Source organism: Mesorhizobium sp. B263B2A, from assembly GCF_020165775.1.
Lineage (GTDB): Bacteria > Pseudomonadota > Alphaproteobacteria > Rhizobiales > Rhizobiaceae > Mesorhizobium > Mesorhizobium opportunistum.
The window spans coordinates 59,696-75,726 of record NZ_JAIUIU010000020.1 but is presented as its reverse complement, the minus strand read 5'-3'; the positions used below and the strand labels follow the sequence as shown (position 1 = coordinate 75,726).

Sequence of the window (16,031 nt, the reverse complement as noted above, 5' to 3'; positions counted from 1 at the left end):
AATCTATGCATCTTCGATTAACGATTGATGAGACCCGGAATGAAAGATGGCTGTGTTGGCTAGGATATAGAAAAAGGGCCGCCACGCGGCAGCCCCTTTCCAATACGCAATCTGGATACCCAGCAATACGGCGGATCAGGCGCCGCTGGAGTTCAGGGTGGTTCCGATCGTGGTGAACTTGGCATTGATTGCATTGCCGAGCGCGCCGGCGCCGGTGATGATGGCGAGCGCGATGAGAGCGGCGATCAGACCATATTCGATAGCGGTCGCGCCGGATTCGTCCTTCACGAAACGTGCAAAAAGGTTAGACATTCGAGAGCTCCTACTCCACGTGTTACAGCACTTCCGTCAACTTCTGTGATGGTTGATCGGATGCTGCCAATCTAGGGAGAAGCTCTTTCGATCGGCTTAATAAACAGCCTTACCGATTCCTTTCCCGGCTCGAACATATTGCGTGGTTAACCCCATACTAAGCGGTCGCTAAAATACCATTTTCAAGGCCAATGCCGCAAAGGGCAAGGGCTGGGAACGCTCGCGACCAAGCTGAGATCCAGCCGTGCCGAACACCCCCTCGATCGCGACTTCCGATGCCGGGCAGGCAGACTTAACCGTTGGTTCACCAATCTCGTTCATGTTCTGTTGAACAAGTTGCTTGCGTGGAGCGCCCCAATGGCCGAGCCGAGATTCTCAATCCTGATTGCCGCGCTTCTTGCAGCAACGTGCCTCGTCGTGCCTGCCATCGCCGGCACCGGCATCGAGGTCACCATGAATCAGGCCAAGATCGTGAAGCTGTCGCGCCCCGCCGACACGATCGTCGTCGGCAACCCGTCAATCGCCGATGCCTCGGTCCAGGACGCCTCGACGATCGTGCTCACCGGCAAGGGATTCGGCGTCACCAATCTCGTCGTTCTCGACCAGGAGGGCAGCCCGATCGTCGACGCGCAGGTTACAGTCGTTCGGCAGGCAGCCTCCTCGGTGCGCATTTACCGGCGCGCCGAAGTGCAGACCATGTCCTGCACGCCCTACTGTGAAAGCTCGTACAAGAGCGAGGCGGAAAAATCCTCCGAAGCAGAGATGGGCGGCGGCAGCAAATAGGCGGCGCCCGCCCGCTATCCGGGTTACCGCCTGGTTAAGACGCGTGCGTCGACTTTAGCGATCATTCAAACCGGGCCTCAATTGGTTTGCGCTAATAACACCTGTCAGAACCGTCCAGGGGTGGCAGGAAACAGGGCATGGGCAAGGAATTCACATCGAAAGGTCAGCGCAAGGTGGAGCGCTCCAGCTTCTTCAGGCGCTTCGTTCGCGACCGGCGCGGCAGCACGGCCCTGGAATTCGCGCTGCTGGCAATGCCGTTCGCCCTCCTCGTCTTCGCTATCCTTGAAAGTTGCATCTCGTTTGCCGGCCAGGAAGTGATGGCCAACATCACCGACGATGTCGCGCGCCAGCTGCGCACGGGCCAGCTGAGGCCGGCCGATGTCGCGGGAGGCAAATTGACGACCCTGATCTGCGACAGGCTGGAGATCATCGTCTCCACGGATTGCCCCAATCAGTTGCTTGCGGATCTTCGCGAATATCCGACTTTCGCCGACGCGGCCTCGGCGAGCTTCAAGATCCAGAACGGCGACGTCGTGCTGATGCAAGGCACCAACTCACAGGCCTTCGCGACCACGCCTGGCCTCGCGGAATCGAGAAACATGCTGCGGGTCTTTTACAAATGGCCTGTGATGACCGATCTGATGGCCAAGTCGATGGCCAATCTGAGCGGTGGCCGGACATTGCACTTCGCGTCAGTGACCTGGCAGAACGAGCCGTTCGACAATTGAGTTCGCAAACACCAACAAGAAAAAAGGCAAGGGCATGATGCGTGCGGGGGCACATCCGGAAATCGCAGGGATCCGCGGCAAGGCCGTCGGGTTCTGGTCCAATCGCCGTGGCGTCGCCGCGGTCGAGTTCGCTCTCATCGTGCCTATCCTGCTGGTCATGTACTTCATGACCATGGAGGCTTCGCAGGCCATCGAGACCAGCAAGAAGGTCAGCCGTATCGGCAGCATGGTCGCCGACCTGGTCACGCAGCAGCCGACCATCGTCGCGGCGGACCTCGATGCCATCATGAAGATCGGCACCTCGACCATTCAGCCCTATAACCGGTCGACGCCCAGCATTATCATCACGGCAATACAGGTCACCACCGATACGCCGCCCAAGGTGAACGTGGTGTGGTCGCGCAAGCTGGTCAATGGCGTCTCCAGCATCGCCACTACCCTGCCCGCGACCACCACGGTTCCGACAACGCTCAAGGTCGCCGGCACCTTCCTCATCCGCGTTCAGAGCAATCTCAGCTATTCGCCGATTATCAACTGGCAGCCGGATACCCAACAAAAGCTCGGATTGACCCAATCCCTCAGCACCACCATACCGATGGGCGAAACCTACTATCTGCGTCCCCGCAGAAGCCTGACGATCCCCTGCAGCGATTGCTGAGGCCTTACTGCTGCCCGCCATCGGTTGATACAAATCGCACGATGGCTTCCGCCATCGCGTAATCCTTCGGGGCCACGGTCAAAAACCCACCGGAATGTTTCGATTCCAGGAGATCGTAGACATCCGGCGTCGTCGACTTGAGGTTGGTGAGGAACACGGTCAGCCGGCGCTTGGCTTCCGGGTCAAGATCGCTGCGTACGGCGTGGGGACCGTATCTGAGCACCCCCGACGTCCAGACGATCTGGAAAGCCGACGGCGAAAGACCGGCCGCCTCGAGCCTTGCCTGCGTGCCGCCCGATAGCAGCGGCTGGCCGTCGGCCGCAGCCCTTACCCAGCCGAACAAGGCGTCGGCCCTGCCATCGAAGAGCATGGCCTCCGCCGCTGACGCCGTCACGGCATGGATCAGAAACGGTGAATCTTCGGCGATCTTGACGTGTTCGGCGGCCAAGCCCGCCAGCGGCAAAAGCGAACCTCCGACGCTGTCCGATGGCGGCATGGCGATCCGGTGGCTCTCCATCGCCGCCAGGCCTGATAGCTTGCCGTCCCTGGTGAGCAGCACCGAACGGATGCCGGCCGCACCGTCGGAATCGACCGGAGCCACAAGCGGCTCGACGCATCCACAACGCTGCAGCGCCGTGGTGTAGGCAGTCGCCGAATAGATGGCGTATTCGATCCGGGCGTTGGTCTGCGCCTCGATCAGGGCGGCATAATCGCGCGCGACGACGAACTCCACCTTCATGCCGAGCGCGTTGGTGAAGGCTTGCGTCAACTGCGCCAGCCCGGGAACGGTGTTGCCGGCGCCAGGCTCGGCGACGACGCCGATGCGGAATGTGCCGATATCGTCGCGCCAGTCGGCCTGCGCCGGCCCGCACCAGAACGCACCATGCACGAGCATAAGGGCAGCCAATGCCTTGGGCGCAGCCTTCATGACAGGACCGTCCCGGGTTCTATTCCATCCATGCCACGCCCGCCGCGTCGCCACACTTTTGTTTTGTCCATGTCGTTATCCAAAACCGCTGCGCACTTTTGGGCGACATGGACTCTTGGCCTATCCATGTCGTTATCCCAAAACCGCTGCGCACTTTTGGGCGACATGGACCTGACTATCGCGCCAAGCCGTTGCCGTTTGGTTTCCGAATTGCCAATGCCACCGTGGGACCCTATGTCTGGTCGTTCACACTGGCAACGATGATCCGATGGCGCGTGCTTTCCTCTTTGTCCTGGATTCCTTCGGCATCGGCGGCGCGACCGACGCCGAACGCTATGGCGATGCCGGCGCCAATACCCTCGCCCACATCGCCGAAGCCTGCGCGGAAGGGCGCGCGGACCGCGAGGGGCTTCGTCAAGGTCCGCTGTTTGTCCCCAACATGGCATCGCTCGGGCTTGGCAAGGCGGCCGAGACAGCGACGGGATTGGGCTTTGCCCATTTCGGGACGGACCTGCTCGCCTATGCCTTCCACGGTGCGGCGCAAGAGGTTTCGAGCGGCAAGGACACGCCTTCCGGCCACTGGGAGATGGCGGGCCTGCCGGTGGGCTTCGACTGGGGTTACTTCCCCGACACGGTTCCCGCGTTTCCGGCGGAACTGACCGAGGCGATCATCCGCGAGGGCAAGGTTCCAGGCATTCTCGGCAATTGTCATGCGCCCGGCACCGAGATCATCGAACGGTTCGGCGAGGACCATATCCGCACCGGCAAGCCGATCTGTTACACATCCGTCGATTCTGTCCTGCAGGTTGCCGCGCATGAGGTTCATTTCGGCCTGGAGCGGCTTTATGAATTCTGTCAGGTGGTGCGGCGGCTGGTTGATCCATTGAGGATCGGACGCGTGATCGCCCGACCTTTCGTCGGCGAAACCGCCGCCACCTTCACGCGAACGTATAACCGCCACGACTACGCCGTGCCGCCGCCGGAGCCGACCTTGCTCGACCGCCTGACGGCGCGGGGAAGCCGCGTCATCGCCATCGGCAAGATCGGTGACATCTTCGCCCATCGCGGGATTTCGGAAGTGCGCAAGGCCGCCGGCAACATGGCTATGTTCGACAAGGCGTTGGGCGCGATGGACGACGCCGGCGCCGGCGATCTCGTTTTCGCCAATTTCGTCGATTTCGACACCGAATTCGGCCATCGCCGCGATGTGGCGGGCTATGCCGCCGCGCTCGAGGCCTTCGACCGGCGGCTGCCGGAGGCATTCTCCAGGCTGAGGCAGGGCGACCTGCTCATCCTGACGGCCGATCACGGCAACGATCCGACCTGGCGCGGAACCGATCATACGCGTGAGCGTGTCCCGATAATCGGCATCGGGCCGGACCTCGGGGGTGGCGACATCGGGCTGCGTGCGACATTCGCCGATATCGGCGAGACCGTGGCCGAACATCTCGAACTGGCGCACGGCCGTCATGGCACTTCCTTCTATCCAGCGATTGGCGGCCCGGCGATTGGCGGCCCAATGATTGGTGGCCATGCCTGAATTGCCCGAAGTCGAAACGGTCCGGCGCGGGTTGCAGCCGGTTATGGAAGGCGCCCGCCTTGTCCGTGTCGAGACGCGACGACCGGATTTGCGGTTTCCCTTTCCCGAACGGTTTTCGGAGCGGCTGACCGGCAGGACGATCACCGCGCTCGGCCGCCGCGCCAAATATCTGACCATGCACGTACAGGACGGTCCGGTGCTGATCTGCCATCTCGGCATGTCGGGCTCCTTTCGCATCGAGGCCGATGACGACAACGAGGCCGACGACAACGGGACTCTGGGCGCGTTCCATCACGAACGGTCGAAGAGCGCGGTGCACGACCATGTCGTGTTCCATGTCGCCTCCGCGGCCGGTGCCCGGTCGCGCGTGATCTTCAACGATCCGCGCCGCTTCGGCTTCATGCTGTTTGCGGAAGGATCGCCGGAGACGCATCCGATGCTGGCCGGGCTGGGCGTCGAGCCCACGGGCAACGCGCTGGACGGCGTGCTGCTCGCCTCGTTGCTGAAGGGCCGCAGATCGCCGCTGAAGGCAGCGCTTCTCGACCAGAGGCTGATCGCGGGGCTTGGCAATATTTATGTGTCGGAAGCGTTGTGGCGCGCCGGCCTGTCGCCGCTGCGCGAAACAGGCACCATCGCCAGACCGGGCAAGAAGGCCAGGGAACAGAGCGAACGCCTCGCCGAGGCGATCCGCTCTGTCATATCGGATGCCATCGCCGCTGGCGGATCTTCGCTGCGCGACTATATGCACGCGGACGGATCGCTGGGCTACTTCCAGCATTCCTTCGCCGTCTACGACCGGGAGGGTGAGCCTTGCGCGAAACCCGGCTGCGGCGGCCACGTCGAACGCGTCGTCCAGAGCGGGCGCTCGACCTTCTATTGCCGGACGTGTCAGAGCTGAGTTAGACCGGATCAAGCGAGGAGCGCAGCCATGGCCTATGAAACGATCATCACCGAGACGCGCGGCAAGGTCGGGCTGATCACGCTGAACCGGCCAAAGGCGCTCAACGCGCTGAATTCCCAGATCCTCGCTGAACTCGTCGTGGCGGTGAACGCTTTCGGCGCCGATCCCGGCATCGGCGCCATGGTCGTTACCGGTTCCGACAAGGCCTTTGCCGCCGGTGCCGACATCAAGGAGATGCAGGCCATCTCCTATGTGGACGCCTACAGCCAGGACTTCTTCGCCGGTTGGGAGGAGTTCACGCGTGTCAGAAAACCTGTCATCGCGGCGGTGGCCGGCTATGCCCTGGGAGGCGGGTGCGAACTGGCGATGATGTGCGATTTCATCATCGCCGCCGATACGGCCAAATTCGGCCAGCCCGAAATCACGCTTGGCGTCATTCCTGGCATGGGCGGGTCGCAACGACTGACCCGGTTCGTCGGCAAATCGAAGGCCATGGACATGTGCCTGACCGGACGAATGATGGACGCCGCGGAAGCCGAGCGCTCCGGCCTGGTGTCGCGGGTGGTGCCTGCCGGCGAGCTTGTCGAGGAGGCCGTCAAGGCGGCGGCCAAGATCGCCGATTTCTCCTTGCCGTCGGTGATGATGGCGAAGGAAGCCGTCAACCGCGCCTACGAGACGACGCTGGCGGAGGGATTGCGGTTCGAACGCCGCCTGTTCCACTCGCTTTTCGCGCTCGAAGACCAGAAGGAAGGCATGGCGGCCTTCGCCGAAAAGCGGAAGCCGAATTTCACCAACCGGTGAGCTTCGCCGGCCGCGACCGAAACCCCACGGCATCGGCCAAAAAGAACGCCAGGCAGCGTTGACGCGCCGGAAAAGCTGAACTATAAGCCGCACCAACCGAGGCGGCCCCGTGGCTGCCCGTTTGTTTTTTGCGCCCTGCGGCATGCCGCGTGCGCCGACCAGATCAGAAGAGAGGCATCATGGCCAACACATCCTCGGCCAAAAAGGCAACGCGCAAGATCGCCCGCCGTGCGGAGATCAACAAGAACCGCCGCTCGCGCGTCCGCACCTACGTCCGCCAGGTCGAGGAGGCACTCGCTTCCGGCGACAAGGCCGCCGCGCAGGCCGCTTTCAAGGCCGCCGAGCCGGAATTGATGCGCGCCGCGACCAAGGGCATCATCCACAAGAACACCGCGTCGCGCAAAGTGTCGCGTCTGGCTCAGCGCCTCAAGGTGCTGTCGGCCTGATATCGCCTTCCAAGGCTGATCTTCTTTGAACCCGGCCGATCGCGCCGGGTTTTTTCGTTTGCCGGCAAGTACTTAAAAAGAATGCCCGCAAGCAGCGTCAAGAACGGATTGCACGGTTCAAAGTGTTTTGCCGGCACATGCATGCCCGTTGAAGGTCGACATGCTTGAAAAGCGTCGCCTAAAAAATTCTCACCCCTCAGAAATAGCCCTTATTTTTCAACCAGTTATTGATGGTCATCCACAACTTGTCCACAGCGCGTCGGGGCGACGGGAGGACAACTGGCTGTCAAGAGAATTATTTCAGAAAATTTCGCGCCGGCCCGGCTTTTTCATATTCGCCGGAAAAGGGTTTGAATCACAATGGCTTTGTCAAAATATACCACTACGCCATAGAGCACCAACCTGCCGGCGCTAACCAGATTCCTTAAAAATCCGTTAGAGGTGGCCTTGCCCTATCCACAGCGATTTCGGTAATGTCGGTTCATCAAAAAGGGACGGGCCATTGGCCCTTAACCCAGCCCGAATCGGCCAGCGCAAATTGGCGGGATTTGCAACGCGGATCAAGTCCGCGAACGGGTTTGGTTTGTCTTTTTTTGATACGGTAGGGGACTGGCGTAACAAGACATGGCAGGTAGACGGCGCGCCGGCGCTCTTTTCGCCGGGCGGTGTTGTATTGCCCTGACATACCCAACGCGGACTGGCTTTCAAGGCCGGCACCGGTCCCCCCGGTAATGGGCGACGTTCATCTGCCGGCGGCGGCAGCGGGCATCGTAGCAAAGACTTAGGTCGCCGGATCACGGATGCAGGAGGCGCATTCCCGGCGGAAAACAGGTACAAAAAGACAAGGAACTCGATCATGCAGAGCGGCGTCGAAAGGGAGCTTACGGGCGACCTTCCATTTCCAGGAACTTTGATTGGAGCAAACGGCATGGCGGTCTCCAGCGACGCGGAACAGAAGTTCGACCGGGTCAAGGCCCAGTTGAAGGCGCGTCTGGGAGCCGAGGTCTATTCGAGCTGGTTCGGCCGCATGAAGGTCGCGGAGGCCTCCAAGGGCATTGTCCGCATCTCGGTGCCCACCGCGTTCCTGCGCTCCTGGATCAACGGCCATTATCTCGACCTGATCTCCGAACTGTGGAAGCAGGAAGATGCCGATCTCCTCAAGATCGAAATCATCGTGCGCACAGCCACCCGCCAGGGACGCAGCCATGCCGAGCCGGAACTGGCGCCAGTGCGCAAGATGACGCGGCAGACGCAGACGGCGCTGGCCGCCGGCACCGTGAGCCCTGGCAGGATCGAGCGATCCCCGGTGCCGCGCCCCGGCGCCGCGATCGAGAGCGAATTCCGCCACAATGTGCTGGGATCGCCGCTTGACCCGCGCTACACGTTCGGCTCGTTCATCGAGGGGCCGTCGAACCGGGTGGCCTTCGCCGCCGCCAAGGCCGTGGCGGAATCGCAATCGAGCGCGGTGCGCTTCAATCCGCTTTTCCTGCACGCGACCGTCGGGCTCGGCAAAACCCATCTGCTGCAAGCAATCGCCGCGGAATCCCTGAAGCAGAACCCCAAATCACGCGTCGTCTATTTGACGGCCGAGTATTTCATGTGGCGCTTTGCCACCGCGATCCGTGACAACAATGCACTGACGCTCAAGGAACAGTTGCGCGACATCGATCTCTTGATCATCGACGACATGCAGTTCCTGCAGGGCAAGTCGATCCAGCACGAATTCTGCCATCTGATCAACATGCTGCTCGACAGCGCCAAGCAAGTGGTCGTTGCCGCCGACCGGCCACCGTCGGAACTGGAATCGCTCGAACCGCGAGTGCGCTCGCGTCTCAACGGCGGCGTCGCGCTCGAAATGTCGGCGCCCGATTTCGCCATGCGCCTCGGCATGCTCAAACTGCGCCTGGCCACCGCCAGGGTCGACGACGCATCGCTCGACATCTCGGAGGAAATCCTCAACCACGTCGCCCGCACCGTGACCGGCAGCGGCCGCGAACTGGAAGGCGCCTTCAATCAGCTGCTGTTCCGTCAGTCGTTCGAGCCGCAGATCACCATCGACCGCATCGACGAGATCCTCGGCCACATCTATCGCACCGGCGAACCGAAGCGGGTCCGGATCGAGGACATCCAGCGCATCGTGGCACGCCACTACAACGTGTCGAAGACGGAATTGCTGTCCAACCGGCGCACGCGCACCATCGTCAAGCCGCGGCAGGTCGCCATGTACCTGTCAAAGGTGATGACGCCGCGTTCGCTGCCCGAAATCGGACGGCGTTTCGGCGGCCGCGACCACACCACGGTGCTGCACGCCGTGCGCAAGATCGAGGATCTGTCCGGCAACGACAACACGCTGGCGCAGGAACTCGAGCTGCTGCGGCGCCTGATCAACGACCAGGCCTGACCGATCCGGGACAGGCAAGCCAGAACCGCGCTGGAATTCAATGACTTGCTTACAATGCCATGGGCCCGGAACGGGCTCGCGGCATTGCCTGGAGACGATCCGGATTCCCGATTCTGCCCAGCGGCTGGCGGTCTTCGTACCCTTTATCCCCAGAAAGGCCGCACGGCCGGCCCGAACCGGTCGCGCGGGCTTGCGTTTACTGGCTTTTTCCTGTCAGTTTACGCAGATTCTGAGCCTGTTCAGACCTTTCGCGGGGCGCCGCCAGCCGGAGACCCGCTCATCCTTTCAAGCGAGCCTGTTTCGTCATGCGTGTTATCCTGGAACGGTCCAATCTCCTGAAGTCGCTCAACCACGTCCACCGTGTGGTCGAACGGCGCAACACCATACCGATCCTGTCCAACGTGCTGCTCAGCGCCGACGGCGCAAGCCTCGAAATGAAGGCCACCGACCTTGACCTGGAGGTGACGGAAGCGACGCCGGCCAAGGTCGAGCGCGGCGGGGCGACGACGGTTCCGGCGCACCTGCTCTACGATATCGTGCGCAAGCTTTCCGACGGCGCGGAGGTGATGCTGAAGACGGATGAGGACGGCAACGCCATGACGGTGACGTCCGGCCGCTCGAGCTTCCGCCTGCAGTGCCTGCCGCAATCCGATTTTCCCGAGCTATCGGCCGGATCCTTCTCGCATATCTTCCGCCTCGATTCGGTTGCCCTGAAGGGCCTGATCGAGAAGACGCAGTTCGCCATTTCCACCGAAGAGACGCGCTACTATCTCAACGGCATCTACCTGCACACGCATGAGGTCGGCGGCAAGCTGAAGCTGCGCTCGGTGGCGACCGACGGCCACCGCCTGGCACGCGCCGAGATCGACGCGCCGGCTGGCTCCGAGGGCATGCCGGGCATCATCATTCCGCGCAAGACGGTGAGCGAGCTGCAGAAGCTGGTCGACGATCCGGATGTCGCCGTGACCACCGAACTGTCGGACACCAAGATCCGCTTCACCATCGGCAGCGTCGTGCTGACCTCGAAGCTGATCGACGGCACCTTCCCGGATTATCAGCGGGTCATTCCGACCGGCAACGACAAGAAGCTGATCCTCGACCGCCAGAGCTTTGCTGCCGCGGTCGACCGCGTCTCGACCATTTCCTCCGAACGCGGCCGCGCGGTGAAGCTTTCGATCAGCGAAGGCCAGGTGACGCTCGCGGTCAACAACCCGGATTCAGGCAGCGCCACGGAAGAACTGGCGGCGGACTATTCGTCGGACCCGATCGAGATCGGCTTCAATGCCAAGTATCTGCTCGATGTCGCCGCGCAGCTGACTGGCACGGAAGCGAAATTCATGCTGGCCGATGCCGGTTCGCCGACGCTGATCCACGACATGGCCGACGAGACCGCGCTTTACGTGCTGATGCCGATGCGGGTATAGCCCGCGCGGCGGTTGCCTCGCGGCACGGCCGGCAGCGAAAGCTATGTTGCGGCGACTTCTATAGGCGGATAGCGGTTGCCAGGACAAACCCACATAAGTAAGCTAACACTTACTAATTTCCGCAATTATGCGGCGCTGGCGATCGATCTCGCGCCAGGCGCGGTGGTCTTTTCCGGCGACAACGGTGCCGGCAAGACCAATCTCCTCGAAGCAATTTCCTTTCTGACGCCCGGGCGTGGCCTGCGCCGCGCTCCCTACGCCGATGTCGCGCGCGCGGGCGGCGACGGCGGCTTTGCACTGCACGCAAGGCTCGACGGGCCCGACGGCCAGGTCGAGATCGGCACCGGCGTTTCCGGCGGTGACAGCGAGGGCGGCAGGCGGGTGCGTATCAACGGCGTCACCGCACGGTCGGCCGAGGACATGCTGGAATGGCTGCGCGTCGTGTGGCTGACACCGGCCATGGATACGTTGTTCACCGGGCCGGCCGCGGATCGCCGGCGGTTTCTCGACCGATTGGTGCTGGCGATCGATCCCGGTCACGGCCAGCGCGCCCTGGATTACGAGAAGGCGATGCGGGGCCGTAACCGCCTGCTTACCGAAAATTCGCGGGACGACCGCTGGTTCGAGGCGATCGAGATACAGATGGCCGAGACCGGGGTCGCCATCGCCGCGGCACGCGCCGAGCTGGTGCGTCTGTTGGCCGCCATGATCGACAGGCTGCCCGACAGCGGGCCATTCCCGCAGGCCGATATCGGCCTTGCAGGCGATCTGGAAGCCGAGATCTCCGGCACGCCGGCGGTCGATGTCGAGGAGCGGTTCCGGCGGGCGCTTGCCGATGGCCGTGACCGCGACCGCGCCGCCGGGCGTACGCTGGAGGGTCCGCACCGCTCGGATCTCTTGGTCCGGCATCGCACCAAGGCGATGCCGGCCGAGATCTGCTCGACCGGCGAGCAGAAGGCATTGCTGGTCGGCATCGTTCTGTCGCATGCGCGGCTGACCGGCGAGATGTCCGGGATGACACCGATACTGCTGCTCGACGAGATCGCGGCACATCTCGACGGCGGACGGCGGGCGGCACTGTTTTCGATCCTCGAGGAGTTGAACTGCCAGGCTTTCATGACGGGAACCGATGCGGCGCTGTTTTCCAGCCTGCAGGGCCGCGCGCAGTTCCTGACGGTCGACCATGGCATGGTTGGGCCAACCGTCTAGATTTTTGTTGCATGGATGTCGTCAAGATTTTTCGGCCGCTATATGGTCCTGATATGACCACCGCGCTCACCGCCGACGAGATCGAACGCTACGCCCGCCACATCGTACTGCCGGAGGTCGGCGGCGCGGGCCAGCAGAAGCTGAAGCAGGCACGCGTGCTGGTGATCGGCGCCGGCGGGCTGGGCGCGCCGGTGCTTGAATATCTCGCGGCAGCCGGCGTCGGTACGCTCGGCATCGTCGACGACGACACCGTGTCGCTCTCCAACCTGCAGCGTCAGGTCATTCACGGCACCGATACTGTCGGCCTGCTGAAAACCCATAGCGCCGAGGCCGCAATCGCCCGCATCAATCCCAACACCAACGTCGAGACGCACACATTCCGGCTGACCGCGGACAACGCCCCTGCGCTGGTCGCTCGCTATGACATGGTCGTCGACGGTTCCGACAATTTCGAGACCCGCTACGTGGTGGCCGACGCCTGCGCGAGCGAGCGCAAGCCCTTGGTGCATGCCGCCGTCGGTCGTTTCGACGGCTCGGTGACCGTGCTGAAGCCTTTCGAGGACGGCAAGGATGGCAAGCCGAACCCCGGCTATCGCGACCTGTTCCCGGAAGCCCCGCCGCCGGGCCTGGTGCCGTCCTGCGCCGAAGCCGGGGTGCTTGGCGCGTTGACCGGCGTCGTCGGCACGCTGCAGGCGATGGAGGCGATCAAGTTGATCACCGGCATCGGCGAGCCGCTGGTCGGCCGGCTGCTGCTCTACGATGCACTCGCCGCGCGCTTCGAAACGATCCGCTACAAGAGAAGTTGACCTTGGCGCGGATCGCGGCGCCCTCGATTACGCGAATCCCGGCGGACTTCGGCCGCTGGGATGATGTGCTCGCACTCATCATGCGCGCCTTCGCCTTCATGGACGGCGTCATCGATCCGCCGTCATCGGCTCACCGGCTCACCGTCGATTCCCTGCGCGACAAGGCCCGCCTGGAGAGCGGCTTCGTGGCTCTCGACGGCGACAGGATCGTCGGCTGCGTCTTTGCCATCGAAAGGGCTGACGACTTCTATGTCGGCAAGCTCGCCGTCGAGCCGGACTGCCAAGGACAAGGCATCGGCCGGCAGCTGATGCGGGCGGTCGAAATTCTTGCGCTCGACCGCGGCAAGGCGGCGCTGGAGCTCCAGACGCGGATCGAGCTCACCGCCAATCACGCCGCCTTTGCCCGCCTCGGCTTTCACGAGACCGAACGGACGGCGCATGAGGGCTACAGCAGGCCGACCTCGATCACCATGCGCAAGGCCCTTTCGTAAGAACTAGCTTCATTTGCCGTCAGGTTCGGAGCGGCAGCACGCGATCCGGCGGTCGATGGCCATCGACGAAGGCCCGAATGTTGATGATGACCTTCTCGCCCATGTCGATACGGCCCTCCAGCGTCGCCGAGCCCATATGCGGCAACAGCACGACCTTGTTCCTGGCGGCAAGCTTGAGCAGCTTGCCGTTGAGCGCCGGCTCGTGCTCGTAGACGTCGAGGCCGGCGCCGGCGATCTTGCCGTCCTGGATCAGCTTGACCAGCGCTTCCTCATCGATGATGTCGCCGCGCGCGGTGTTGACGATGTAGGCCGTCGGCTGCAGCAAGGCCAGCCGCCGCGCCGACAGGAGATGGAAGGTGGCTGGCGTCGACGGACAATTGACCGAGATGATGTCCATGCGGGCCAGCATCTGGTCGAGGCTCTCCCAGTAGGTCGCCTCCAGCCCGTCCTCGACGGCCGGCAGCACGCGATGGCGATTGTGATAGTGGATGGAAAGGCCGAAAGCCTTGGCCCGCCTCGCCACGGCCGTGCCGATGCGGCCCATGCCGACGATGCCCAGCCGCTTGCCCCAGATGCGCCGGCCAAGCATCCAGGTCGGCGACCAGCCGGCCCATTTCCTGTCGCCGGTGAGCACGTTGGCGCCTTCCGCCAGCCGGCGCGGCACCGCCAGCATCAGCGCCATGGTCATGTCGGCGGTATCTTCGGTGAGTACGTTGGGCGTGTTGGTGACGGTGATGCCCTTCTTGGCAGCCGCCGCCACGTCGATCTTGTCGACGCCATTGCCGAAATTGGCGATCAGTTTGAGGTTGTCGCCGGCCTGGGCGATCAGTGCGGCGTCGATCTGGTCGGTCACGGTCGGCACCAGAACGTCGGCTTCCTTGACTGCGGCAACCAGCTCCGGCTGCGTCATCGGCCTGTCCTCGACATTCAGCCTCGCGTCGAACAGTTCGCGCATGCGGGTCTCGACCGGGTCGGGCAGCTTTCGCGTGATGACCACGAGAGGCTTCTTTTTGCCTGCCATTGTTTCCCTCGTTGAGACCTCTTTAACCAAGACCGGCGAAACTGAAAGCCGGTCGCGGTAGCCGATTTACCCATGTAACAAGCGGTGCCGCCGAAGACAAAGAAAAAGGGGCGCAGCAGCCATCAGGCCGGCGCCGAAAGGAACGAAAGTGTCTGGTTTCGCGTCGCTTCGCCTGGTCCTCAGCGCAGCATTTCTCGGCACTCTCCTCTATTCTCCGCTCGCGGCGGCGCAGGGCGCGGCCGCACCTGCCCAGGGCGCCGTCACGCTGGGGCCGAGCGGCCTGCCGCTGCCGCGATTCGTCAGCCTGAAATCCGGACGCGTCAACTCGCGCGTCGGCCCGGGGGCCAATTACTCGGTCGACTGGATGTATATGAAGGCCGGCCTGCCGATGGAGATCATCCAGGAATTCGATACGTGGCGCCGCGTGCGTGATGCCGACGGTTCGGAAGGTTGGATCAACCAGTCGCTGCTTTCAGGCCGGCGCACCGCGATCATTGCGCCCTGGCAGCGCGGCAAGGGTGCCCAGATCAACCTTCTGAACAGCCCGGACAAGGACGCCAGGGTGATAGCGATCGTCGAGCCGGGCGTCATGGGCATGATCAAGTCCTGCGACGGCCAGTGGTGCGAAATGACGCTCGGCGGCCACACCGGCTGGCTCGCCCAGTCGACGGTGTGGGGCGCCTATCCCGGCGAGCGGGTCAAGGACTGAACGCCCCCGGTTTGCGCCCGATGCGGCCGAGATGAGTATCCTGAAAGCCGGTCGACAGCTTGAGGCCGTAGCCCAAGGAACGGTCGATGGCGATGTGGGCGATCCAGATCAGCGCGACCGTGATAGCGGCCGCATTGCCTAGCAGGTGGCCGGCGAGCAGCAGAAGCACCGGTGCGATCAGCATATGCAAGGCGTTGTAAGCTATCGCGCCAAGGCGCGGCCCACCGAGGTAGCCGAGCATCGACAGATCCGGCGCCAAGATAAGCACGGCAAAGAGCCACCAGGAAATGCCCGACGAAGCGTAGAAGACAATAGCGGCCACCGCCACGACGACCCATTCGAGCCGGATTATCAGGTCGATGGGTTTCATCCCGATTGTCCGGCCAAGCGGATTATTCTGGCTTCGCCGACTGTTCTGGGCCGGCCGGTGATTCCTGGCGCTTGGGACGCAGCCTCACCACGATATCGACATTGGCGATTTCCATGCCCTCGGGCGGGTCAGGCAGGTTGGTGACCGTCACCGGGCCGTTGGCGATGTCGAAAATCCGGTTTTCACCCTCGATGTAGAAATGATGGTGGTCGGAAGTGTTGGTGTCGAAATAGGTTTTCGCGCCCTCGACGGCGAGGATGCGCAGCAGCCCCGCCTGGGTAAACTGGTGAAGCGCGTTGTAGACGGTGGCCAGCGACACCGGCACGCCGGCGGCCAGCGCCTCCTCATGCAGTTCCTCGGCCGACAAATGGCGGTCGCCCTTGGCGAAGAGCAGGTCGGCCAGCGCGATGCGCTGACGCGTCGGCCTCAGGCCGGCTTCACGTACCCGCTTGTCCACAGCGACATTTTCCTTCCGGCAGCCCCGGTCCATCTGGTCTTCCAAG

Annotated in this window: 18 protein-coding genes; 13 read left to right on the top strand and 5 right to left on the bottom strand. The window is 63.0% G+C overall.

What is annotated here, in order from left to right:
* Positions 1–135 precede the first annotated feature (135 nt).
* Entirely contained in the window at positions 136–312 is a 177-nt protein-coding gene (locus tag LB568_RS25900) for a Flp family type IVb pilin (RefSeq protein WP_013897312.1), read from the bottom strand.
* Between the two features lie 357 nt (positions 313–669).
* Between LB568_RS25900 and LB568_RS25895 the strand changes: the two genes are divergently transcribed.
* The 3 genes from LB568_RS25895 (at position 670) to LB568_RS25885 (ending at position 2,481) form a co-directional block, all read left to right on the top strand.
* Positions 670–1,095, top strand: a complete 426-nt coding sequence (locus tag LB568_RS25895; protein WP_224731601.1) for a pilus assembly protein N-terminal domain-containing protein — start codon at positions 670–672, stop codon at positions 1,093–1,095.
* A 137-nt stretch (positions 1,096–1,232) separates the two neighbouring features.
* The gene (locus tag LB568_RS25890) at positions 1,233–1,823 is read left to right on the top strand and encodes a TadE/TadG family type IV pilus assembly protein (protein ID WP_224731600.1); all 591 of its coding nucleotides are present in this window, start codon (positions 1,233–1,235) and stop codon (positions 1,821–1,823) included.
* A 34-nt stretch (positions 1,824–1,857) separates the two neighbouring features.
* A complete protein-coding gene (locus LB568_RS25885; protein ID WP_140570045.1) occupies positions 1,858–2,481 on the top strand; it encodes a TadE/TadG family type IV pilus assembly protein in 624 nt (207 codons plus the stop codon).
* 4 nt (positions 2,482–2,485) lie between these two features.
* Here LB568_RS25885 and LB568_RS25880 read toward each other — a convergent pair whose 3' ends face one another.
* Positions 2,486–3,409: a phosphate/phosphite/phosphonate ABC transporter substrate-binding protein gene (locus LB568_RS25880; protein ID WP_140570047.1), complete on the bottom strand. Its 924-nt coding sequence runs from the start codon at positions 3,407–3,409 to the stop codon at positions 2,486–2,488.
* A 268-nt stretch (positions 3,410–3,677) separates the two neighbouring features.
* Here LB568_RS25880 and LB568_RS25875 point away from each other — a divergent pair, with 268 nt between their 5' ends.
* The 9 genes from LB568_RS25875 to LB568_RS25835 all read left to right on the top strand — a co-directional run bounded on the left by LB568_RS25875 (position 3,678) and on the right by LB568_RS25835 (position 13,428).
* A complete protein-coding gene (locus LB568_RS25875; RefSeq protein WP_224731599.1) occupies positions 3,678–4,949 on the top strand; it encodes a phosphopentomutase in 1,272 nt (423 codons plus the stop codon).
* Positions 4,942–5,847 (top strand): bifunctional DNA-formamidopyrimidine glycosylase/DNA-(apurinic or apyrimidinic site) lyase, encoded by a 906-nt coding sequence (gene mutM / locus LB568_RS25870; RefSeq protein ID WP_224731598.1) that lies wholly within the window; start codon positions 4,942–4,944, stop codon positions 5,845–5,847. Before LB568_RS25875 ends, mutM begins: the two co-directional genes overlap by 8 nt.
* Positions 5,848–5,877: 30 nt before the next feature.
* Positions 5,878–6,651, top strand: coding sequence for an enoyl-CoA hydratase (locus LB568_RS25865; RefSeq protein ID WP_140570059.1), 774 nt, complete (start codon positions 5,878–5,880; stop codon positions 6,649–6,651).
* A gap of 179 nt (positions 6,652–6,830) precedes the next feature.
* Positions 6,831–7,097: a 30S ribosomal protein S20 gene (gene rpsT, locus LB568_RS25860; RefSeq protein WP_013897320.1), complete on the top strand. Its 267-nt coding sequence runs from the start codon at positions 6,831–6,833 to the stop codon at positions 7,095–7,097.
* A gap of 856 nt (positions 7,098–7,953) precedes the next feature.
* Positions 7,954–9,498 carry a chromosomal replication initiator protein DnaA gene (gene dnaA, locus LB568_RS25855; protein WP_013891250.1) on the top strand — a complete coding sequence of 515 codons (1,545 nt, stop codon included), beginning with the start codon at positions 7,954–7,956 and terminating at the stop codon, positions 9,496–9,498.
* 305 nt (positions 9,499–9,803) lie between these two features.
* Positions 9,804–10,922, top strand: a complete 1,119-nt coding sequence (dnaN, locus tag LB568_RS25850; protein ID WP_224731597.1) for a DNA polymerase III subunit beta — start codon at positions 9,804–9,806, stop codon at positions 10,920–10,922.
* Between the two features lie 75 nt (positions 10,923–10,997).
* Positions 10,998–12,131, top strand: coding sequence for a DNA replication/repair protein RecF (gene recF, locus LB568_RS25845; RefSeq protein WP_224731596.1), 1,134 nt, complete (start codon positions 10,998–11,000; stop codon positions 12,129–12,131).
* A gap of 53 nt (positions 12,132–12,184) precedes the next feature.
* Positions 12,185–12,937, top strand: a complete 753-nt coding sequence (locus tag LB568_RS25840) for a molybdopterin-synthase adenylyltransferase MoeB (RefSeq protein WP_224731595.1) — start codon at positions 12,185–12,187, stop codon at positions 12,935–12,937.
* 2 nt (positions 12,938–12,939) lie between these two features.
* Positions 12,940–13,428 carry a GNAT family N-acetyltransferase gene (locus LB568_RS25835; protein ID WP_224731594.1) on the top strand — a complete coding sequence of 163 codons (489 nt, stop codon included), beginning with the start codon at positions 12,940–12,942 and terminating at the stop codon, positions 13,426–13,428.
* Positions 13,429–13,447: 19 nt separating this feature from the next.
* Here the strand turns inward: LB568_RS25835 and LB568_RS25830 are convergent, their stop codons facing one another.
* Complete coding sequence (locus tag LB568_RS25830; protein ID WP_140570072.1) at positions 13,448–14,449, bottom strand: 2-hydroxyacid dehydrogenase; 1,002 nt, start codon at positions 14,447–14,449, stop codon at positions 13,448–13,450.
* 148 nt (positions 14,450–14,597) lie between these two features.
* Between LB568_RS25830 and LB568_RS25825 the strand changes: the two genes are divergently transcribed.
* Positions 14,598–15,158, top strand: a complete 561-nt coding sequence (locus LB568_RS25825; protein WP_013891255.1) for an SH3 domain-containing protein — start codon at positions 14,598–14,600, stop codon at positions 15,156–15,158.
* Here the strand turns inward: LB568_RS25825 and LB568_RS25820 are convergent.
* Both LB568_RS25820 and irrA read right to left on the bottom strand, forming a co-directional pair.
* Complete coding sequence (locus LB568_RS25820; protein WP_224731593.1) at positions 15,148–15,528, bottom strand: DUF4260 domain-containing protein; 381 nt, start codon at positions 15,526–15,528, stop codon at positions 15,148–15,150. The genes LB568_RS25825 and LB568_RS25820 overlap by 11 nt on opposite strands.
* A gap of 22 nt (positions 15,529–15,550) precedes the next feature.
* Positions 15,551–16,018 carry an iron response transcriptional regulator IrrA gene (gene irrA, locus LB568_RS25815; RefSeq protein WP_013891257.1) on the bottom strand — a complete coding sequence of 156 codons (468 nt, stop codon included), beginning with the start codon at positions 16,016–16,018 and terminating at the stop codon, positions 15,551–15,553.
* Positions 16,019–16,031 lie beyond the last annotated feature (13 nt).